Source organism: Rhodopseudomonas telluris, assembly GCF_042432815.1.
GTDB lineage: Bacteria > Pseudomonadota > Alphaproteobacteria > Rhizobiales > Xanthobacteraceae > Rhodopseudomonas > Rhodopseudomonas telluris.
In genome coordinates this window covers 170085-190349 of record NZ_JBHLWM010000001.1, presented here as the reverse complement: position 1 = coordinate 190349, position 20265 = coordinate 170085, and the positions used below count along the sequence as shown (strand labels likewise).

The window sequence follows — 20265 nt, the reverse complement described above, 5'->3', positions numbered from 1 at the left end:
CAACGCATAGGTGAAAGCCGCGAAGCTCAGGGCGGCTCAGCGCACCGACCAGACCAGCGACGACGGGCCTTCCGGCTGCGCCAGCCCGACCGTGATCCGCCGCCCGCACGCCGCCGCGAGGCCTTCGACCAGCCCCTCCAGCATCCGGACGCAGACAGGGTGCGCGTCGGCGACGCCGTCCATCAGCTTCCAGCCGTCTTGCCGCAGTTCGAAGCCGCCGCCTGTGCCTTGCAGATCGACGGCGTCGTCCTGCGCCGCAAGCAGCGCCTGCAGCAGCCGCGCGAAGCCGGCGGCATCGCGGCCGGTCTCGCCGAGGCCCGGCGCGAGATCGTCATACGACTGCATGCCGATCAGCTTGCCGGTGAGGTGCAGCAGATAGGAAGCGTCGACCGGGCCGAACAGCTGCACGGCGACCGGCGCGGCGGTGCGAACATACTCCATCGCGTAGTTGCGATAGGCCTTCTCCAGCCGCGGCCGCGGCCAGCTCTCGACCGGCAGCGCCGGCGCCTGCGCGGCATCGAACAGCGGCGCTTCCAGATGCCGGGCGAACACTACGCGCTGATCCGGCTCGAGCGGATGATCGTAGTCGTAGTAATAGCCTTCGAGCCCGTCCTGGCCGTCGACGCTCTGCTTGGTGCAGACGAAGCCGAGGCTGGGATGGCCGAGCGCGATGCCGTTGTTGCCATGCCAGCCGCGCAGCATCGCCTTCGAGACTTCGCCCGGCACGCCGCAGATCGCGGTGCCGCGCCAGATCCAGCGCGGCGGCGGATAGCGGATCCACGCCTTGCGATCGCTCTCGTGCATGTACTCGACATGGACGCCGCCGATCCAGTTCGACAGATAGTGATACTGCGCGGCCGCGACCGCCGGCGGCAGATGCGCGATCCCGAGCTTGGCAAGGCCTGCAACGAAGCGCTCCTGCTGCTGGCGGCGAAACACCCTGAACACGAATTCGGCGGCGTCCGCCGTGCCGCGCCGGCTCACCAACGTCAGCACCAGCCCGGTGAAGCAGGCGTGATACAGATCGGCCACGCTGCGCCAGCGGCGCCATTGCGCCTCGCGTTCGGCATCGGACATTCCGTCTCCCGTTCCCGCGGCCATGGTTGTCATTTTGTCGCTGCGTCACCGCAGCAGGCCGCCTCACAGACTTTTCATGGCCTTTAGGCGAACGCAACCCTGGCTCCGCTATTGGCGTTCCGTGGTTCCTGAGTGGAGAGACTTGATGCGCCGCCCCATCACCATCAGCCGCCTTGCCTTGTGTCTCGCCGTGACGCTGCCGCTCGCAGCCTGCGGCGACCAGACCCAGATCGCCCAGGGCGAGGATTTCGGCCCGTCGCCGAAACTGCCGGAGCCGAAGAGCCAGCTGTTGCCGACGGTGAACATCGCCCCCGCGGTGCGCTTCGCAGAGGGCGGCAAGCCGAAGCCCGCCGAGGGCATGGCGGTGACCGCCTTCGCCCAGGGCCTCGACCATCCGCGCACGCTGCATGTGCTGCCGAACGCCGACGTGCTGGTCGCCGAGACCAATGCGCCGGAGCGCCCCGAGCAGGGCAAGAGCATCAAGCGCATCGTCGCCGAATACGTGATGGGCCGTGCCGGCGCGCGCACGCCGAGCGCCAACCGCATCACGCTGCTGCGCGACGCCGACGGCGATGGCGTGGCGGAAGTCCGCACCACCTTCCTCGACGGCCTCAACTCGCCATTCGGCATGGCGCTGGTCGGCACCGACTTCTACGTCGCCAACACCGACGGCATCATGCGCTTCACCTACAATCCGGGCGACACGCGCATCACGACGCCGGGCACCAAGCTGGCCGAGTTGCCGGCCGGCCCGCTCAACCATCACTGGACAAAGGACCTGATCGCGAGCCCGGACGGCAGCAAGCTGTATGCGACCTCCGGCTCCAACAGCAATGTCGGCGAGCATGGCATGGACCAGGAGGTCAATCGCGCCGCGGTGATCGAGGTCGATCGCCAGAGCGGCGCAACGCGGCTGTTCGCCACCGGCCTGCGCAACCCCAACGGGCCGGCCTGGGAGCCGCAGACCGGCAAGCTGTGGGTGGTGGTCAACGAACGCGACGAGATCGGCAGCGACCTCGTGCCGGACTACATGACGTCGGTGCAGGACGGCGGCTTCTACGGATGGCCCTACAGTTACTTCGGTCAGAACGTCGACGAGCGGATCAAGCCGCCGCGGCCGGACCTCGTCGCCAAGGCGATCAAGCCGGACTACGCGCTCGGCAACCACACCGCCTCGCTCGGCCTCGCCTTCAACACCGGCGATCTGTTTCCGGCCGAGATGAAGGGCGGCGCCTTTGTCGGCCAGCACGGCTCGTGGAATCGCAAGCCGCATTCCGGCTACAAGGTGATCTACGTGCCGTTCAAGGACGGCCAACCCTCCGGCCCGCCCCGCGACATCCTCACCGGCTTCCTGAACGACAAGGGCGAAGCCCTCGGCCGCCCGGTCGGCGTCGCGATCGACAAACGCGGCGGCCTGCTGGTCGCCGACGACGTCAGCAACTCAGTCTGGCGCGTGACGCCGAGTGGGCGGGAGCAGGCGGCTCGGTAGCGCGGCGCCCGCATTGCGGGTGGGCCTCGATCAGCCTAGACTTATGCGCAATTGAACTCCCACGCGGGCCTGACGCACCATGGGCATTGCGGTTCCGGAAACGATTTCTGGCGAGATGTCGAGCGCCGAATTCCACTCCTTTCAGGAGCGGCGGCCGGATCATGAGCGGTGGGAGCTACTGGCGGGTGTGCCGATGATGATGACGCCGCCAACGCTCGTCCACAATCGGATCGCCTCCAACTTAGAACGCCTGCTGAACTCAGCACTCGAACAGATGAGCAAGCCGTGGGTCGCTGTGCAACGCCCCGGACTCGAGTTCGATTCTGGCAACTATCGCCCCGAACCCGACGTGGCGGTGATCGATGCCGATTTCGACGAAGGCCAGCGCTTCGTGCATCGCGCCTACCTGCTCGCGGAAATCGTATCGATCAGCGACGAGATCGGCGTGCCGAAGCTGCGCGAGCCATGGATCGACGTCAAACGGCGGATCTATCGCGCGCACGCGCTTTGCGAGGCTGTCTTGATCGTGCGGCAGGACCGCATCGAAGCAGAGGTCGACCTCAGGATCGGCAACGACTGGCAGTCGTCCACGCTGAGCGGTGGCGAAGCCGAACTGCATCTCCCCGCGTTCGGCGTGCAATGCGCGCTCGGCGACCTCTACGACGGCACCCCGCTCCGACCGCGCAAGCGCAGGACTTAGCCAGGAGCTATACGTCGATGATAGGCAGCGCGGTCGCCGAAATCGAGGACGCAGTGCGGCTTCGCGAAGCCGTTCGTCGCCTCGTGGCTTCTGCGCCGGTCGAACAGATTGTCTTGTTCGGAAGCCGCGCGCGCGGCGACTTCACCGAAGACAGCGACTTCGATCTTTGCGTTATCCTTCGAGACGACATTCCGGCCGGCGTCTTCACACCGGCCACACTGTGGGCGCAGGTCGCGGATCTCGGCCTGACGATCCAGATCGTTCCGTTAAGACGAAGCCGGTTTGAAGCCGCGAAGAACGACCCGAGCAGCATCAGTTATCAGATCGCGCACGAAGGAATCCCGTTACACGCTAGATATCGATATCGAAGTCCGGTGTGAGAGCAAGCAGTCCCGTTTCAATAGACCGCCAAGTCAGCCGCAGATCACGAAGGTCCTCCATCGTGAATGGATGACCAGGGTGGTGCGAACGAGCCCGCAATTGTCCGGCGCGCCGAATGAGTTCAGCCAATGCATCACGATCATCGAACGCTGCCTCAAATACCGCCGAGAAATGCTCCGGATGGCTCATTATGCGTTCATAATGAGCGTAGTCGGCATGATCCAATATCTCTCCTCCGCGGTTTTGCCATTTACCCAGCAGATCGCGGCACCCACAAACTGTTAGGCGTGACATCGCCCAATCTTCACCGTAAGTCTCGGCCATCGCAGAATCGATGATCTCTCGTAAAATTAGCTCGTAGCGATGCACAATCGATTTGGCACGTTTCAGGTGAGGCGTTTCCGCTTTCTGCTGAAGAGTAAGCTTGAACCGGCGGCGCTTCTCAGCAGCGGTTAGCAAACGAACCCGCGGCCATCGTGAGAGTGTGAAGCCTGCAGCATCGAGAAACTGCCGATAGCCCGCAAGACCGCCGAAATCGGGAATCAAAGTCCCGGAAAAGAGCGTCATCGCGCTTCTCAAGGTTGAATCGACGCGAACGCTCTGCGCCACCAAATCCGAGAATGCGGAGACCTCATTGAAAACGGAGAGATGGCTGGGACTTTGCATCCAATCGAGGCTAGGGAGAGTCGAAAGTTTCCATGTCAGCAGTTCGGCGCGTGTACGAAAATGTTCGAGCACTTCGGGAAGGGCGCAAGACTGCGCTAGTTGTGCAGCACCGCACGCGTTTTGCCAGACGGCTGAATCGATGGGATTAACATACCGACTGGCCAGAGCTTCTGCCGCATATCCACCAAGGTGCGCAAGGTAATCATCCCTCCAGGACAAGGAAGATATCATGTTCCACTGGCGCTCATCGCGCTGTATTCTCTCAAGGATCTGCTGCGTCGGACTGTTTCGCCAGAGGCCGATCGTATCTTCGACCACACTCAATCGCCCACCAAGCGAAGGAGCAGTCAATTCAGCTAGATTTGTGTTAGAGAAGCCGCGCAGAATATCTGGCATGTCTCCCTCTCACGGCCTGCGGTTACGGCCAACCGTATCCACCTATGTACCCGACGGACTACACGGAGCCTGCACCTGATGGGAACGTTAGGAGCCCCGCTACACCTTGAAATGCTTGCTCAGCTTCAGGCTCTGGCCCTGATAGTTCGAGCCGATGCGCTGGCCGTACATCGCGTCGGGGCGCGACAGCATCTTTTCATAGATCAGGCGGCCGACGATCTGGCCGTGCTCGAGGATGAACGGCACTTCGCGCGAGCGGACTTCCAGCACCGCGCGCGAGCCGAGGCCGCCGGCGCCCTCGTAACCGAAGCCGGGGTCGAAGAAGCCGGCGTAGTGCACGCGGAATTCGCCGACCAAGGGATCGAACGGCACCATCTCGGCGGCGTAGTCCGGCGGCACCTGAACGGCTTCCTTCGACGCCAGGATGTAGAACTCGCCGGGATCGAGGATCAGCGTGCCGTCCGGCCGCGCCGCGATCGGCTCCCAGAATTCGCCGACCGCGTAGCCGCCGCGGCGGTCGATATCGACCACGCCGGTGTGGCGCTTGGCGCGGTAGCCGACGAAGCCGTTGGCATTGGCGCCGGACAGGTCGACGCTGAGCGCGACGCCGCCATTGAGATCGGCGTCGTCACTGTCCACCAGTCGCTCGGCATCGTGCAGCGCGTCGAGTTCGTCGGCGTCGAGCGTCGCCTGCCCCACACGGAAGCGGACCTGCGACAGCCGCGAGCCCTCGCGCAGCAGCACCGGGAAGGTCTTCGGGCTGATTTCGGCGTAAAGCGGACCGTGATAGCCGGCGCCGATCATGTCGAAGCGGCGGGTGCCGTCGGCGATCACGCGGGTGAAGACGTCGAGCCGGCCGGTCGAGCTCTTCGGATTGGCGGCCGCCACGATGCTCTTCGGCAGCGCAAGGCTTTCCAGCAACGGCACGATGTAGACGCAGTTGGTCTCCAGCACCGCGCCGTCGGACAGATCGATCTCGTGCAGCTTCAGCTCGTCGATCCGCTCGGCGACCGTGCAATCCGGCCCCGGCAGGAAGCTGGCGCGGACCCGGTAGGCGATCGGACCGAGCCGCAGGTCGAGGCTGGCCGGCTGGATCTGGCTTTCGACGAACGGGTATTCCGGCAGGATCAGCCCGCCTTCCGCCATCGCCGCGATCATGCGGTCGGGCAGGATTCCTACGGCATCGGGCGGCAACGCAAACGGCACGGCGATCCTCACGGCGGGACAGGCCGCCAGACGCGGAAAATACTGGATTTCACCGGTTATCCGAAGGCCGGCTTGACGGGAAGGGCACGCGGGATTAAGAGCCCGACTTATCCCGTGGTGATTTGAGCCGGCCGGCTTGCAGCCACGTTAAACAAGTCGCTAAACAGGCCGGGGACAGTGCGCTCCCGGCCCGAGGGTTGATCCCCAGGCCGGTTTTTTTGTGCCCGCGCCGCCCGGCGTGGTCACGAAGGGAGACCACATGTCCGACACCACCACCCCGGCTGCGAAGCCTTCGATTGCCATTCCCGATACCGCGCATTTCCGCCGCGAGACCCGCCTGGTGCATTCCGGCAGCCTTCGCTCGCAATATGGCGAGACGTCCGAGGCGCTATTCCTGACTCAGGGCTTCGTCTACGACAGCGCCGAGCAGTGCGAGGCACGCTTCACCGGCGACGACGCCGGCTTCCAGTATTCGCGCTTCTCCAACCCGACCGTGTTCAGCTTCGAGCAGCGGATGGCCGAATTCGAAGGCGCCGAGGCGGCGCGCTCGACCGCCACCGGCATGGCGGCCGTCACCGCCGCGATGCTGGCGCCGCTGCGCGCCGGCGATCACGTCGTCGCCTCCAAGGCGATGTTCGGCTCGTGCCGCTACGTCGTCGAGGACCTGCTGCCGCGCTATGGCATCGAATCGACGCTGGTCGACGGCCTCGACCTCGACCAGTGGCAGCGCGCCGTCCGGCCGAACACCAAGACGTTCTTTCTCGAAAGCCCGACCAACCCGACGCTCGACGTGCTCGACATCGGGGCGATCGCCGAGATCGCACATGCGGCCGGTGCGCGGCTGGTGGTCGACAACGTGTTCGCGACGCCGATCTGGCAGAGCCCGCTCGAACTCGGCGCCGACGTCGTCGTGTACTCCGCCACCAAGCACATCGACGGCCAGGGCCGCTGTCTCGGCGGCGTGGTGCTGTCGTCGCAGGCGTTCATCGAAGAGCACATCCAGATGTATCTGCGGCAGACCGGCCCGTCGCTGTCGCCGTTCAACGCCTGGGTGCTGCTGAAGGGCCTCGAAACGTTGAGCGTCCGCGTCCGGCAGCAGACCGAGAACGCCGCGGCGATCGCCGAGGCGCTGGCCGGGCATCCCAAGGTGCCGCGCCTGGTCTATCCCGGCCGCGCCGACCATCCGCAGGCGGCGACGGTGAAGAAGCAGATGGGCGCCGGCTCGACGCTGGTCGGCTTCGAGGTGAAGGGCGGCAAGGCCGAGGCGTTCCGCTTCCTCAACGCGCTGAAGCTGGTGAAGATCAGCAACAATCTCGGCGACGCCAAGAGCCTCGTCACCCATCCGGCGACGACCACGCATCAGCGCCTCAAGCCCGAAGCCCGCGCCGAACTCGGCATCAGCGAAGGCTTCATCCGGCTGTCGGCCGGACTGGAGCACAAGGACGATCTGATCGAAGACCTGCTCACGGCGCTCGACAAGGCGTAAGCCCGCGCATCTGATCGACGGTCGCAGCGACCCGACGATGTCTGACATCGTGTAGTTCCGCTATCGTCGCCGTCATGGCCGGGCTGGTCCCGGCCATCCACGCCCTTTCGCGCATCATCGCCGAAAGACGTGAATGCCCCGCGACGAGCGCTGGCATGACGTGGCGATGTTGTCGTTCCAGATCGATGGCCGCATGTTCGGCCAGGTCTGGTAGTTGCGGAACTTCAGCACATCATGGAACTCGCGGGCGTCGACATGCCGCAGATGCGAAGCGTCGCGCTGACGGCGCGCAATGCTATCACCTGTTGGCTGCGTCGGTGACGACGCAGCGCGACGCGTCCGACAGGTTACGGCCGCGCCGACGCCGCACCTGCGACAAGGTGATGGTCGAGGCGCGCTCGTCATCAAGCGAAGTTAGCGAAATTCGATTGTTCCGATGAAATTTCCCGCCCTGCTTGTCCTCGCTGTCGCCGCGCTCGCGCTCGGCGGCTGCGTCACCGATTCCAGCTCGCCGATCGGCGTCACGCCGTCGCTGGTCAGCCCGGCGGTGGCGGCGCGTTATGCCGCGATCGAAACCGACAAATTTCCGATCGACGGCATCGAGCCCAGCGATCTCAACCCGGCCTATGTGCGCCAGGTCGTCGACTACGCCGGCAGCGAGCGCCCCGGAACCGTCGTGGTCGAGCCGCGCAAGCGGTTTCTCTATCTGGTGATGGATGGCGGCAAGGCGCTGCGTTACGGCGTCGGCGTCGGCAAGGCCGGCCTCGCCTTCACCGGCACCGCCGAGGTCGGACGCAAGGCCGAGTGGCCCAACTGGGCTCCGACGGCCAACATGATTGCGCGCGAACCGGAGCGTTATGGCAAGCTCGCCGGCGGCATGTCGGGCGGCGTCAACAATCCGCTCGGCCCGCGTGCGCTGTACCTGTATCGCAACGGCAAGGACACGATGTTCCGCATCCACGGCACCACCGAGCCGTGGACGATCGGCGAAGCGGTGTCGTCCGGCTGCATCCGGATGCTCAATCAGGACGTCGTCGATCTCTACGAGCGGGTGCCGACCGGCGCGCGGGTCGTGGTGCGCTGAGCGCGGAGCCGGCTCACATCGGCCGATAGGCGCGCACGTCCGCCGGCACGGTGACGCCGAGCTTGATCTGGCCGACCGAGCGGATGATGTCGTCGCCGAGCAGTTGCGCGAAGCAGGCGTAGCCCCAGTCGTTCATGTGCAGCCCGTCGGCGATGACGAAATTGTCGAACGGCAGCGCCTGACGCTCGTGCCAGTCCTTCATCACCTCGAAGCGCGGGAAGATGCCGACGCGGCGCAGCTCGGCGAGTCGATCGAGCGCCTTGATCATCTTGCCGGCGCTCTCGCCGCGCTCGTTGACGCGCGGCGCGTATTGCGGATCGACCAGCACCACGTCGGAGTTCGCCGCCTGGATGGCGCTGATGCCTTCCTCGACCAGCTTGCCGGTCTCGACCGGATCGAGATTGCGCAGGATGGCGTTGGTGCCGACCTGCCAGATCACCAGATCCGGCTTGGCATCCAGCACCGTGCTCTTCAGCCGCGCCATCATCTCGGGCGCATCCTCGCCGCCCTTGCCGCTGTTGATCACGGTGATGTCGGCCGTCGGATATTGCCGGCGTAGCCGCGCGGCCAGCCGGTTCGGATAGTTGTGGGCCGGCGAGGTCGAGCCGTAGCCCTGGGTCGAGGACGAGCCAAACGCCACGATCACCACCGGCTGACCGTCGATCAGCTTGCGGGCGACATGGGGCAGCGAGCCCATCTTCCGGCTGGTGCCCTTCGGCGCCAGGCACGGGACCCGGGTGAGAATATCGCCGGCCTGTTTGGCGGCCTGCTTGACCCGGTCGATCGCCGTGCCGGCCATGCCCTTCTGCCCGGAGGGCGCGCCCTGGTCCGGAGCCGCCTCGGCTGCGGCAGCGGCAGGATCAGGCGAGGTCTGAGCGGCCTGGGCGAAGGCACCGGACACGAGAACACCGAACACCAGCGCCGCCGCCCCGGTTCGGGCAACGAATTTCGCGCAACCTCGACTCCTCATTTAACGCAGCGTCCTCAGCTCCGACGGATTGATATGCGTCGCGTCGAGCACGAAGGTCGACAGCGCACGTGCAAGGCACCCGTGAACCCGCATCGCGAGATCGATGCCCGGCGCAGGGCTGAACAGATCGAATTCGCCGGTCTCGTTCCAGTGCCGCATCAAGGCGAAGCGGTCGAACAGCGGAACGTCGTGCTCCTGCGCCACCACCCGCATATTGTCCAAATACGGCGTGGGATTGATCATGGTCTCGGTGCGGGGACTGTATTGGAGATTCATCAGAATGACGTCCGCCCCGGCCTTCTGCGACGCCTCGATGCCTTCGCTGAGAGCGCTGCGGAAATCGTCCGGGTCGATCGAGCGGATCGCATCGTAGGTGCCGGTCTGCCAGATCACCAGCGACGGCTTGCGCTCGGTGACGAGCTGGCCGATCCCGGACGCGACCTCCGCGGCCGTCCGTTTCATCCGCATTTCGAGCGTGACGTTGACGTTGATGCCCGGCAGCTTGTCCCGCAGCAGAGTCTGCAGCCGCGCCGGATAGCCGGTGTTTTCCGCCGAATTGATGGTGGAGGAGCGGCTGCCGATCACCAGGACGTCGAGCTTGCGGTCGTTCCTGAGCGAGGCGACGACCCGGTTGAGCGTCAGGTCGGTGGCGAGCAGATAGGCCGGAGCTTCGCAGCCGACCGACGCGACTTCGGGCGCCGCCTCGGCGGCAGGCCCGGCCAGCAGCGCCAGACTCAAGGCGGCCGCCATTGCGACCAACCGGCCTCGCCTCTGTCTCCAGCTGGCCATGCTCCCGGCCATCATGCATCGCCTCCCGCGAGGTCGGCGTCCGGGTTCCCCTTCGGGGTGCCGCCCTTGGCCACCTCGTTCTTGTACCACGAAAAAAGCCAGGCCGCGGCCGACATCACAATGATACCCGTTAGGCTGACGAAGAAATGCATAACGGCGCCGCCCGAGACCTCCGCCAGCACGAAGTAGCCTGCGAAAGCAAGGAAGATGCCGATGCAGAAAATCTCCAGCGAGTGCTGACCACACAGGATCAGAGGCCGCAGCCAGATCGAGTTCAGGCCGCGCCAGTCACGGTGCAGGAAGCGCACCGTGATGGCCGCCAGCGCCAGGAAATGCGCGAAGCGCAGCACATCGAGATTGGGCTTGTCGATCGGGTACATCCACTGCTCGAGCCACTTCGGCAGGATGTGGAACAGCTGCGGCATATGCCAGGTCAGCGTGACGAAGAACGCCGCCAGCAGATAGGCGACCGACATCCATAGGGTGATGGGCGATGCGAGCACCCGCGAAAGTCGTTGCGCCCCGCCCATCGCGCACCAGACGCCGAACACGAACAGCAGCTGCCATGCGTAAGGATTGAACGCCCATACGCCACTTGGATAGGCAGTGAGATGCAGATCGAACTGCCAGGTCGCGGCGTACAGCGCGGTCGCCAGCGCCAGCGCGATGTCGGGCGAGCGGCGGGTGATCCAGAGGATCGCCGGCAGGAAGAACATCAGCACGATGTACAGCGGCAGCACGTCCATGTTGACCGGACGGAAGCGCAGCAGCAGTGCCTGCACGATGGTCACGTCGGGCTGCTTCAGGAAGTCCAGAATGCCCATTTCCTCGGTGTAGAGCGGGTTCTGGAAGCTGGTGGCGACGTAGGAGATCTCGGCCAGGAAGATCGTGAACAGGAAGACGTGGGCGACGTAGATCTGCCAGACCCGCTTCATGATGCGTGCCGACGCCACCACGAAGCCCTGGTCGCGCATCGCCCGACCGTACACGAAGGCCGCGGTGTAGCCGGAGATGAAGATGAAGATCTCGGTGGCGTCCGAGAAGCCGTAATTGCGGATCGTCAGCCAGGTCAGCACGTTCGCCGGCAGGTGATCGATGAAGATCAGCCACAGCGCGAGCCCGCGGAACAAGTCGAGCCGCAGTTCGCGCTTCGGCACCGTCTTGCGGATCGCGGGCTTGGGTGGAGGAGCCGGCGGCGGCGCAGCTTCCGTCGGCGGGGAAATCTCCGCGGGCGGCGTGGCGGCAACCGGTTCGGCAACGGATGAGGCGACGGGAGTCATGGGGCTCCGGGCAGGCGCGGCATCGCGCCGTGACGCTGATATACCAGCCTGTGTGAGCACAGGCGAGATTTTGCAGCCGAGCACGGCGACCTTCCGGCCTCCCGACATCCGCCGCAGCGACCGCGTCGCGGGCGCCACGGCACAATGCCCGGTCTGGTGCAGACCGTCGGTGCGACCCGGCGTCGCCGCGGAACTAAGCCGCAACTATGTTGAAACCACGGCTCGTCACTGTGCGTAGACTGAAAATCGTTCCGAGCGGCTGGTTTCAAAGCGGGGTTTTGCGATATGATTGCACTGCAAGCTGGAACAACGTCCATGTACCGCGCCGTAACCCGTCAGATCGAGGTGACCGTCGAGCCGAACTACCTGCCCGAACGGTCCTCCGCCGAGAACCGGCAGTTCTTCTGGTCCTACACCGTCGTGATAACCAATTCGGGCGACGAGACCGTGCAACTGCGCACCCGGCATTGGGTGATCACCGACGCCTCCGGCCGGACCCAGGAGGTCCGCGGCGAGGGCGTGGTCGGCGAACAGCCGGTGCTCGCGCCCGGCGAGCGCTTCGAATACACCAGCGGCGTCCCCCTCCCCACCGCCTCCGGCTTCATGGCCGGCCGCTACCAGATGGAAAGCGAAACCGGCGAACGCTTCGAAATCGACGTCCCGGCGTTCTCGCTGGACAGTCCGGAAGGGAAGCGGACGCTGAACTGAGGCGCCGGAGGTGGGCAAAGGCGCATCGCGCCGTGCCCACGTCCATCAGCGGCCTCGTCTGCAATCGGTGGGCACGCTTCGCTTACCCACCCCACGCGTCTGAACTACTCGACGCCGGCTTCCTGCGGCGTGAATTCGTACACCGAGCTGCAAAACTCGCAGGTCACGACGACCTTGTCGTCCTTGACCATGTCGGCGCGGTCCTGCGGGGAGAAGCGGGACAGCATGCCGGAGACGGCATCGCGCGAGCACGAGCATTGCGCGCGCAGCGGCAGCGAGGAGAAGACGCGGACGCCGCGCTCATGGAACAGGCGGTACAGCAGCCGCTCGCCGGACAGCGCCGGGTCGATCAGCTCGATGTCCTCCACGGTGCCGATCAGCGACTGGCCTTCGACCCACGCGTCGTCCTCCGGCACGGCATGGACCGCGGCGCCTTCGGGCGCATCGCCCGGATCGAGATCGGCCTGCCGGGCGCGCTCCGGCGCCTTGGGCAGAAACTGCAGCAGCATGCCGCCGGCGCGCCAGTGGTGCCGACCGCCCTCGCCGCCACGCCATTCCTCGCCGACCGCGAGCCGCACTCGGGTGGGGATCTGCTCGGAGCGCAGGAAGTATTCGTGCGCGGCTTCTTCCAGACCGCCGCCATCGAGCGCGACCAGGCCCTGGTAGCGGCTCATGTCGGGGCCTTGGTCGATGGTCATCGCCAGATGGCCCTTGCCGAGCAACGCACCGGAATCGAGCCCCGGCTCCAGCCGGCTCTCGTCGAACCGCGCATAGGCGCGCAGCCGGTCGGGCGCCTGGAAATCGACGATCAGCAGCGACACCGGCCCGTCGGTCTGGGTCTGCAGGATGAAGCGGCCGTCGAACTTCAGCGCCGAGCCGAGCAGCGTCGCCAGCACGATCGCCTCGCCGAGCAGCTTGGCCACCGGCGTCGGATAGGCGTGCTTTTCCAGCAGCTCGTCGAGCGCCGGGCCGAGCCGAGTCAGCCGGCCGCGCAGGTCGAGCGGGCCGACTTCGAACGGCAGCACGCTGTCGTCGATCGGAACGGCCGACGGCGCGCGGACGGGCGTTTCGGGGGTATTGGGATCAGGGGTCTGTGAGGTCATGGGCGCTTATCTGGGGGCGGGAGACGGGGATCGGAAGGGCTGAGCTGAAGGGTGAATGGCTGCGTTGCCGCGGAGCAGGCTAGTCCCCCCCCCCTGCGGGGAGGGTGGCCGGCCGTAAGGCCGGTCGAGTGGGGAGCCCCACACTCAGTGCTCGGGGTACCCCCACCCCGGCCTCCGCTTCGCTCGGCCGCCCCCCGCAAGGGGGGGCACCGTGGCCGCTTCGCTCACATGGGAAGAAAGTAACTACGCCACCGCGCCGAGGCACCAGGCCAGAATGCCCTTTTGCGCGTGCAGGCGGTTTTCGGCTTCGTCGAACACTACCGATTGCGGGCCGTCGATCACCTCGTCGGTGACCTCCTCGCCGCGATGCGCCGGCAGGCAGTGCATGAAGATCGCGTCCTTGTGGGCGAGCGACATCAGCTTGGCGTTGACCTGATAGGGCTTCAGCAGATTGTGGCGGTGCTCGCCGTCCTTGTCGCCCATCGACACCCAGGTGTCGGTGACGACGCAGTCGGCGCCGCGCACTGCCTCTTCCGGATCGGTCCCGATGGTGATCGCCGCGCCGCTGGACTTGATCCAATCGCGCAGCGCCTTGTTGGGCGCGAGCTGCGGCGGGGTGGCGACGTTGAGCTTGAAGTCGAAGCGCTGCGCGGCGTGCGCGAACGACGCCAGCACGTTGTTGTCGTCGCCGGTCCAGGCCACGGTCGCGCCCTTGATCGAGCCGCGGTGCTCCTCGAACGTCATCACGTCGGCCATCACCTGGCAGGGATGCGACTTGCGCGTCAGGCCGTTGATCACCGGCACGGTGGCGTTGGCGGCGAGCTCGAGCAGCGCGTCGTGATTGAGGATGCGGATCATGATGATGTCGACGAAGCGCGACAGCACCCGCGCGGTGTCGGCGATGGTCTCGCCGCGGCCGAGCTGCATCTCCTGCCCGGTCAGCATGATCGACTCGCCGCCGAGCTGGCGCATGCCGACGTCGAACGACACCCGCGTGCGGGTCGAGGGCTTGTCGAAGATCATCGCCAGCGTCTTGCCGGCGAGCGGCTTGTCGTCGAGGCTGCCAGCCTTGCGCTTGGCCTTCATCGACACCGATGCGGCCAGCATGTTGCGCAGTTCGGAGGTCGGCACCTCGGTGAGGTCGAGGAAATGCCGCGGAGTCGGGAGCTTGCTCATCACACCGCCTCCCGCTGCGCGGCCTGTCCGCTCAGCACCGTGCAGGCCCGCTCCAGCCGCGTCACCGCCTCTTCGATCTCGGCCTCGCTGACGATCAGCGGCGGCAGCAGGCGGACGACATTGTCGCCGGCGCCGACGGTGAGCAGCTTCTGATCGCGCAGCGCGGCGACCAGATCGGGCGACGGCACCACGGCCTTGAGGCCGATCAGCAGCCCCTCGCCGCGCACTTCGCTCAGCACCTGCGGAAAGCGATCGACCACGCCGGCGAGCTTCTGCTTCAGCAGCACCGAGATCTTCTTGACGTGGTCGAAGAAGCCGGGCTTCAGCATCACGTCGAGCACCGCATTGGCGGACGCCACCGCCAGCGGATTGCCGCCGAAGGTCGAGCCGTGCGAGCCCGGCGCCATGCCGGTTGCCGCCTCGGCGGTCGCCAGGCACGCGCCGATCGGGAAGCCGCCGCCGAGCGCCTTGGCGAGCGACATCAGGTCCGGCGTGACGCCGATCCGCTTGTAGGCGAACAGCTCGCCGGTGCGGCCCATGCCGGTCTGCACCTCGTCGAAAATCAGCAGCAGGCCGTGCTGATCGCACAGCTCGCGCAGCGCGCGGAAGAACGCGGTCTCGGGCGAGCGCACGCCGCCCTCGCCTTGCAGCGGCTCGATCAGGATGGCGGCGGTGTGCGGGCCGATCGCCTTCTTCACCGCTTCGATGTCGCCGAGCGGCACCTGGTCGAAGCCGCTCAGCGGCTCGCCATAGCCTTCGAGATACTTGGCCGAGCCGGTCGCCGCGAGCGTGCCGAGCGTGCGGCCATGGAACGCGCCCTCGAAGGTGATGATGCGGGTGCGCTCCGGCGCGCCTTTCGAGAAGTGATAGTGCCGCGCCATCTTCAGCGCGCATTCCATCGCCTCGGCGCCCGAATTGGCGAAGAACACCTTGTCGGCGAAGCTCTGTTCGCACAGCCGCGCCGCCAGCCGCTCGCCGTCCGGGCTCTTGAACAGGTTCGACATGTGCCACAGCTTCGTCGCCTGCTGCTGCAGCGCCTCGACCAGATGCGGGTGGCAATGGCCGAGCGAATTGACCGCGACACCGCTGGTGAAGTCGAGATAGCGCTCGCCGTCGGCGCCGTGCAGCCAGACGCCCTCGCCGCGCTCGAAGGCGACGTCCGCCCTGGCGAATACCGGCAAAAGATGGGACGTAGAAGCTGCGCTCGACATGGCCGATCCAATCGGAAAAGCGGGCCGCCGGCCGGCCGCTTGCGACGCGGTCACGGGCCAACGTACCCCGAAAACGAAACGTGCCGCCTTTCCAGGCGGCACGTAGGGACATTCTAGGTGCGCTGAAGTGCCTGTCAACCGGGGCTTTCAACGACCTGCGTCGGGGCTGCCGCAACATCGCCGCTGTGACGGTTATGACTCACTTGATGAGAAGGTGTGGACGCACCAGGTCTGACTCTTGCGCGTGAGTCACGGCATATTGTAGCGTTTTGGCTGTCGGGTACGACATCTCGTGCGCGGTTTGTAATCCTTATTGAGCTCTCGGTGGGTGCGTATCGCCCGGGCGGCAATGGTCGTCCGGCGAGGGCTAAGGGATTCTGCCGGCAAGACATTTGGACGACCTCACAGCTGCGGTTCCGCGCTGAACCAGCGCCGCGCGGCAGGAAGGGATAGAACGATGACGGCATTGACCTGGACGGACGAGCGCGTCGAGCAGTTGAAGAAATTATGGGAAGGCGGGCTGTCGGCGAGTCAAATTGCCGCGGAGCTCGGCAACGTGACGCGTAACGCCGTGATCGGCAAGGTGCACCGTCTCGGCCTGTCGGGCCGGGCCAAGAGCCCGACCTCAGCCGCGCCGCGCCCGCGCAAGGCGCGTCCGGCCCAGCATATGATGCGGGTCACACGTCCGGTGGCGCGCGGCAACACCGCGCTCGCGCATGTGTTCGAAGTCGAGGCCGAGCCGGAACCGGTCACCTACGACAACGTGGTGCCGATGAACCAGCGGCTGTCGCTGCTCGAGCTCAACGAAGCCACCTGCCACTGGCCGATCGGCGATCCGAGCAATCCGGAATTCTTCTTCTGCGGCGGCAAGTCGCTGCCCGGCCTGCCCTACTGCGCGCACCACTCGCGCATCGCCTACCAGCCCGTCGGCGACCGCCGCCGCGCTGCCCCGAAGACCACGCGGTAACACGCCCCCTCACCCGACCGCACGGGCGGCCGGCGCCGAGGCTGCCCTCTCCCGCGAGCGGAGAGGGCACTGATACCAGCGCCGCTTGGGCGCCATGTTAGTCGCCGCTCAAACGGCAGCGCCTGCGCAAGACGGGCGACCCAGCATTCCAGAGCGCCAGTTGCTCCACACGCCCCCGCTGCAATCCGAGATCCTCCGCTTTCGCGGAGGATCTCGGCTGTGATGGCGTCAAAATCATAGCCCGCATGAGCGGAAGTGATATGCGGGAAGCACCGGTCACCCCCGCATGTCGCTTCCGCTCATGCGGGCTACCGATGAGCTACCGTTCAGGCGCTGCGTCGCTCACGCCACCTTCGCGCTCGATCCCGATCGAACTAACAATCAGGACGGGCTGCTTTCCGCCTTGGCGAAGCGGTCGTCCAGCGCGTAACCCGCGCCGCGGACGGTGCGGATCGGGTCCTGTTCGCGGCCGGGGTTGAGCAGCTTGCGCAGCCGGCCGATGTGCACGTCGACGGTGCGTTCGTCGATATAGATGTCACGGCCCCAGACGCCGTCGAGCAGCTGCTCCCGACTGAACACCCGGCCGGGATGCTCCAGGAAGAACTCGAGCAGGCGATACTCCGTCGGACCGAGGTCGATCGGCCGGCCGGAGCGTGCGACGCGACGCTTGTCGCGGTCGAGTTCGAGATCGCCGTAGGACAGCACGGTGGCGAGCCGCTCCGGCGCCGCGCGCCGTAGCAGACCCTTCACCCGCGCCAGCAGTTCCGGCACCGAGAACGGCTTGACGATGTAGTCGTCGGCCCCGGTGGCGAGCCCGCGGACGCGCTCGCTTTCCTCGCCGCGCGCGGTCAGCATGATGATCGGTAGCTGCTTGGTCTCCGGCCGCGCCCGCAGGCGACGGCACAGTTCGATGCCGGACAGGCCCGGCAGCATCCAGTCCAGCACCACCAGATCCGGAATCCGCTCCTTCATCCTTGTATCGGCGTCGTCGCCGCGTGCGACGGTCTCGACGTCGTAGCCGTCGGATTCCAGATTGTAGCGCAGCAGCGTGGTCAGCGCTTCCTCGTCTTCAACTACCAGAATGCGCGCGCCCATATGTCGTCCTCGTCTTCATCGTTGGGCACCGTCCGCGGTTCGCGGACGATACGTTAGTTGCCCGGCGTGGCGTTGGCGAAGGTGGTCATGTCGCCCTTCGGGCGCTTGTCCAGAATCTGCTGGCCTTCGATCATGTAGAACACCGTCTCGGCGATGTTGGTGGCGTGGTCGCCGATCCGCTCGATATTCTTGGCGCAGAACATCAGGTGGATGCAGAACGAGATGTTGCGCGGATCTTCCATCATGTAGGTGAGCAGCTCGCGGAACAGCGAGGTGCAGATCGCGTCGACTTCCTCGTCGCCGTTCCACACCACCATCGCGGCGGGCAAATCGTGCGCCGTATAGGCGTCCAGCACCGCCTTGACCTGGGACTGCACCAGATCGGTCATGTGCTCGAGGCCGCGGATCAGCTTCAGCGGGTGGAAGTCGCTGTCGATGGCGTTGACGCGCTTGGCGATGTTCTTGGAGAGATCGCCGATCCGCTCCAGGTCGGTGGCGACCCGCATCGCGCCGACGATGTCGCGCAGGTCGACCGCCATCGGCTGCCGCCGCGCGATCGTCAGCACCGCGCGCTCTTCGATCGCGCGCTGCATCTGGTCGATTTCCTGATCGGCCGCCACGACGCGCGCGCCGAGCGCGACGTCGCGCCGGACCAGCGCGTCGACCGAGTCGACGATCTGGCGTTCGGCCAGACCGCCCATTTCGGCGACCATGCGGGTCAGTTCCTGAAGGTCGCCGTCGAACGCCTTGGTGGTGTGCTCGAAGCCCATGTCCGTTCTCCTCGCGCCTGGCGCGTCAGCCGAAGCGGCCGGTGATGTAATCCTGGGTCCGCCGATCGTTCGGCGACGTGAAGATCTTGTTGGTCGGGCCGAACTCGATCAGCTCACCGAGATACATGAACGCGGTCGACTCCGAGACGCGGGCCGCCTGCTGCATGTTATGGGTGACGATCGCGATCGTGTAGTCTTCCTTGAGTTCGTCGATCAGCTCTTCGATCTTGGCGGTCGAGATCGGATCGAGCGCCGAGCACGGCTCGTCGAACAGGATCACTTCGGGCCGCACCGCGATGGTGCGGGCGATGCACAGACGCTGCTGCTGGCCGCCCGACAGGCTGAGGCCGGAGGCCCCGAGCTTGTCCTTGACCTCGGTCCACAGCGCGGCGCCGCGCAGCGCCTTCTCGACGCGGCCGTCCATCTCCGACTTGGAGATCTTCTCGTACAGCCGGATGCCGAACGCGATGTTCTCATAGATCGTCATCGGGAACGGCGTCGGCTTCTGGAACACCATGCCGACGCGGGCGCGCAGCAGGTTGAGGTCGAGCTTCGGATCCAGCACGTTCTGACCGTCGAGCATCACCTGCCCCTCGGCGCGCTGCCCCGGATACAGATCGTACATCCGGTTGAAGATCCGCAGCAGGGTCGACTTGCCGCAGCCCGACGGGCCGATGAAGGCGGTAACCCGGTTGGTGGCGAGCGCGAGGTTGATGTGCTTCAGCGCGTGGTTCTGGCCGTAGTAGAAGTTCAGATCGCGCACCACCACCTTGGCCGGGCCGTCGGGCTGGCTGGCGATGGCGGGGCCAGGTCCGCTCGGCAGCGTGGTGGCAATCGAAATCTCGGTCATTTCGTGGTCCTCTCGGCGCCGATGATGCGCGCACCAATATTCAGGGCAAGCACGGTCAGGGTGATCAGCAGAGCGCCCGTCCAGGCGAGCTGCTTCCAGTAATCGTAGGGGCTCTGAACGAAGTTGTTGATGGTCACCGGCAGGTTGGCCATCGTCTTGGTCAGGTCGAAGCTGAAGAACTGATTGCTGAGCGCCGTGAACAGCAGCGGCGCGGTCTCGCCGGCGACGCGCGCCGTGGCCAGCAGGATGCCGGTGATGAGACCGGCCCGGGCGGCGCGGTAGGCGATCCGGCGGATCACCAGCGAGCGCGGCAGACCGAGCGCGGAAGCCGCTTCGCGCAGCGAGCTCGGGACCAGCAGCAGCATGTCCTCGGTGGTCCGCACCACCACCGGAATGACGATGACGGCCAGCGCCAGCGAACCCGCGAGCGCCGAGAACCGCCCCATCGTCACCACTACCGCGCCGTAGATGAACAGGCCGATGATGATCGACGGCGCGCTGAGCAGGATGTCGTTGATGAAGCGGATCACCGAGGTGAGCCGATCGTGCTTGCCGTATTCGGCGAGGTACGTGCCGGCGAACAGGCCAAGCGGCGCGCCGATGCCGACGCCCAGCACCGTCATGATGATCGAGCCGACGATGGCGTTGAGCAGGCCGCCTTCGTTCGAGCCCGGCGGCGGCGTGTTCTGGGTGAACACCTGCAGATGCAGGCCGGCGAGGCCGTTCCAGAACAGCGTGAACAGGATCAGCGCCAGCCAGGTGACGCCGAACAGCGCGGCGGCCGAGCACAGCACCTTGATGATCACGTCGGTGCGGTGGCGGCGCTTGTAGATCGGATTGACGGCTTGGGTCGTCGACATG

20 protein-coding genes and 1 riboswitch are annotated in these 20265 nt (G+C 65.9%); of the genes, 7 read left to right on the top strand and 13 right to left on the bottom strand.

The features are described from left to right. Positions 1-36: 36 nt before the first annotated feature. Positions 37-1077, bottom strand: a complete 1041-nt coding sequence (locus tag ACFFJ6_RS00880) for a hypothetical protein (protein WP_378383382.1) — start codon at positions 1075-1077, stop codon at positions 37-39. 145 nt (positions 1078-1222) lie between these two features. On the opposite strand from ACFFJ6_RS00880, the gene ACFFJ6_RS00875 reads away from it, so the two are divergent. The 3 genes from ACFFJ6_RS00875 to ACFFJ6_RS00865 all read left to right on the top strand — a co-directional run bounded on the left by ACFFJ6_RS00875 (position 1223) and on the right by ACFFJ6_RS00865 (position 3646). Then, positions 1223-2566, top strand: coding sequence for a PQQ-dependent sugar dehydrogenase (locus tag ACFFJ6_RS00875; RefSeq protein ID WP_378383380.1), 1344 nt, complete (start codon positions 1223-1225; stop codon positions 2564-2566). A gap of 79 nt (positions 2567-2645) precedes the next feature. Beyond that, positions 2646-3266, top strand: coding sequence for a Uma2 family endonuclease (locus ACFFJ6_RS00870; RefSeq protein WP_378383378.1), 621 nt, complete (start codon positions 2646-2648; stop codon positions 3264-3266). Between the two features lie 17 nt (positions 3267-3283). After that, positions 3284-3646: a nucleotidyltransferase family protein gene (locus ACFFJ6_RS00865; protein ID WP_378383376.1), complete on the top strand. Its 363-nt coding sequence runs from the start codon at positions 3284-3286 to the stop codon at positions 3644-3646. Here the strand turns inward: ACFFJ6_RS00865 and ACFFJ6_RS00860 are convergent. Together ACFFJ6_RS00860 and ACFFJ6_RS00855 are read right to left on the bottom strand one after the other, a co-directional pair. Further along, a complete protein-coding gene (locus tag ACFFJ6_RS00860) occupies positions 3618-4709 on the bottom strand; it encodes a hypothetical protein (RefSeq protein WP_378383374.1) in 1092 nt (363 codons plus the stop codon). The two genes, ACFFJ6_RS00865 and ACFFJ6_RS00860, sit on opposite strands and share 29 nt — an antisense overlap. A gap of 99 nt (positions 4710-4808) precedes the next feature. Then, on the bottom strand, positions 4809-5915 hold the full coding sequence (locus ACFFJ6_RS00855; RefSeq protein WP_378383372.1) for a 2'-deoxycytidine 5'-triphosphate deaminase: 1107 nt from the start codon (positions 5913-5915) through the stop codon (positions 4809-4811). A gap of 104 nt (positions 5916-6019) precedes the next feature. Next, a riboswitch (SAM riboswitch) is annotated at positions 6020-6099 on the top strand. A 75-nt stretch (positions 6100-6174) separates the two neighbouring features. On the opposite strand from ACFFJ6_RS00855, the gene ACFFJ6_RS00850 reads away from it, so the two are divergent. Together ACFFJ6_RS00850 and ACFFJ6_RS00845 are read left to right on the top strand one after the other, a co-directional pair. Then, on the top strand, positions 6175-7401 hold the full coding sequence (locus tag ACFFJ6_RS00850; RefSeq protein WP_378383370.1) for an O-succinylhomoserine sulfhydrylase: 1227 nt from the start codon (positions 6175-6177) through the stop codon (positions 7399-7401). 436 nt (positions 7402-7837) lie between these two features. After that, positions 7838-8485 carry a L,D-transpeptidase gene (locus ACFFJ6_RS00845; RefSeq protein WP_378383368.1) on the top strand — a complete coding sequence of 216 codons (648 nt, stop codon included), beginning with the start codon at positions 7838-7840 and terminating at the stop codon, positions 8483-8485. A gap of 13 nt (positions 8486-8498) precedes the next feature. Here ACFFJ6_RS00845 and ACFFJ6_RS00840 read toward each other — a convergent pair whose 3' ends face one another. The 3 genes from ACFFJ6_RS00840 to ACFFJ6_RS00830 are packed head-to-tail and all read right to left on the bottom strand — an operon-like array spanning position 8499 to position 11524. Further along, positions 8499-9455, bottom strand: coding sequence for an SGNH/GDSL hydrolase family protein (locus ACFFJ6_RS00840; protein WP_378383366.1), 957 nt, complete (start codon positions 9453-9455; stop codon positions 8499-8501). After that, the gene (locus ACFFJ6_RS00835) at positions 9456-10205 is read right to left on the bottom strand and encodes an SGNH/GDSL hydrolase family protein (RefSeq protein WP_378383364.1); all 750 of its coding nucleotides are present in this window, start codon (positions 10203-10205) and stop codon (positions 9456-9458) included. 50 nt (positions 10206-10255) lie between these two features. Continuing rightward, positions 10256-11524: an OpgC domain-containing protein gene (locus ACFFJ6_RS00830; protein ID WP_378383362.1), complete on the bottom strand. Its 1269-nt coding sequence runs from the start codon at positions 11522-11524 to the stop codon at positions 10256-10258. A 315-nt stretch (positions 11525-11839) separates the two neighbouring features. Between ACFFJ6_RS00830 and apaG the strand changes: the two genes are divergently transcribed. After that, positions 11840-12232: a Co2+/Mg2+ efflux facilitator ApaG/CorD gene (apaG, locus tag ACFFJ6_RS00825; RefSeq protein ID WP_238733171.1), complete on the top strand. Its 393-nt coding sequence runs from the start codon at positions 11840-11842 to the stop codon at positions 12230-12232. Positions 12233-12336: 104 nt separating this feature from the next. Here the strand turns inward: apaG and ACFFJ6_RS00820 are convergent, their stop codons facing one another. From ACFFJ6_RS00820 to ACFFJ6_RS00810, 3 genes are all read right to left on the bottom strand, one after another. Continuing rightward, positions 12337-13335: an Hsp33 family molecular chaperone gene (locus tag ACFFJ6_RS00820; RefSeq protein WP_378383359.1), complete on the bottom strand. Its 999-nt coding sequence runs from the start codon at positions 13333-13335 to the stop codon at positions 12337-12339. 243 nt (positions 13336-13578) lie between these two features. Continuing rightward, the gene (gene argF, locus ACFFJ6_RS00815) at positions 13579-14511 is read right to left on the bottom strand and encodes an ornithine carbamoyltransferase (protein ID WP_378383357.1); all 933 of its coding nucleotides are present in this window, start codon (positions 14509-14511) and stop codon (positions 13579-13581) included. Next, complete coding sequence (locus ACFFJ6_RS00810) at positions 14511-15722, bottom strand: aspartate aminotransferase family protein (protein ID WP_378383355.1); 1212 nt, start codon at positions 15720-15722, stop codon at positions 14511-14513. Before ACFFJ6_RS00810 ends, argF begins: the two co-directional genes overlap by 1 nt. Before the next feature lie 457 nt (positions 15723-16179). Here ACFFJ6_RS00810 and ACFFJ6_RS00805 point away from each other — a divergent pair, with 457 nt between their 5' ends. Beyond that, entirely contained in the window at positions 16180-16689 is a 510-nt protein-coding gene (locus ACFFJ6_RS00805; protein WP_378383353.1) for a GcrA family cell cycle regulator, read from the top strand. A gap of 381 nt (positions 16690-17070) precedes the next feature. Here ACFFJ6_RS00805 and phoB read toward each other — a convergent pair whose 3' ends face one another. From phoB to pstA, 4 genes are read right to left on the bottom strand one after another with little or no spacing between them, the layout of a single operon-like run. After that, positions 17071-17784, bottom strand: a complete 714-nt coding sequence (gene phoB / locus ACFFJ6_RS00800; protein WP_378383351.1) for a phosphate regulon transcriptional regulator PhoB — start codon at positions 17782-17784, stop codon at positions 17071-17073. Between the two features lie 53 nt (positions 17785-17837). Next, positions 17838-18554 (bottom strand): phosphate signaling complex protein PhoU, encoded by a 717-nt coding sequence (gene phoU, locus ACFFJ6_RS00795; RefSeq protein ID WP_378383349.1) that lies wholly within the window; start codon positions 18552-18554, stop codon positions 17838-17840. Between the two features lie 25 nt (positions 18555-18579). Then, positions 18580-19404 (bottom strand): phosphate ABC transporter ATP-binding protein PstB, encoded by an 825-nt coding sequence (gene pstB, locus ACFFJ6_RS00790; RefSeq protein ID WP_378383347.1) that lies wholly within the window; start codon positions 19402-19404, stop codon positions 18580-18582. Next, positions 19401-20264 carry a phosphate ABC transporter permease PstA gene (gene pstA, locus ACFFJ6_RS00785; RefSeq protein ID WP_378383345.1) on the bottom strand — a complete coding sequence of 288 codons (864 nt, stop codon included), beginning with the start codon at positions 20262-20264 and terminating at the stop codon, positions 19401-19403. Before pstA ends, pstB begins: the two co-directional genes overlap by 4 nt. Position 20265: the final 1 nt, after the last annotated feature.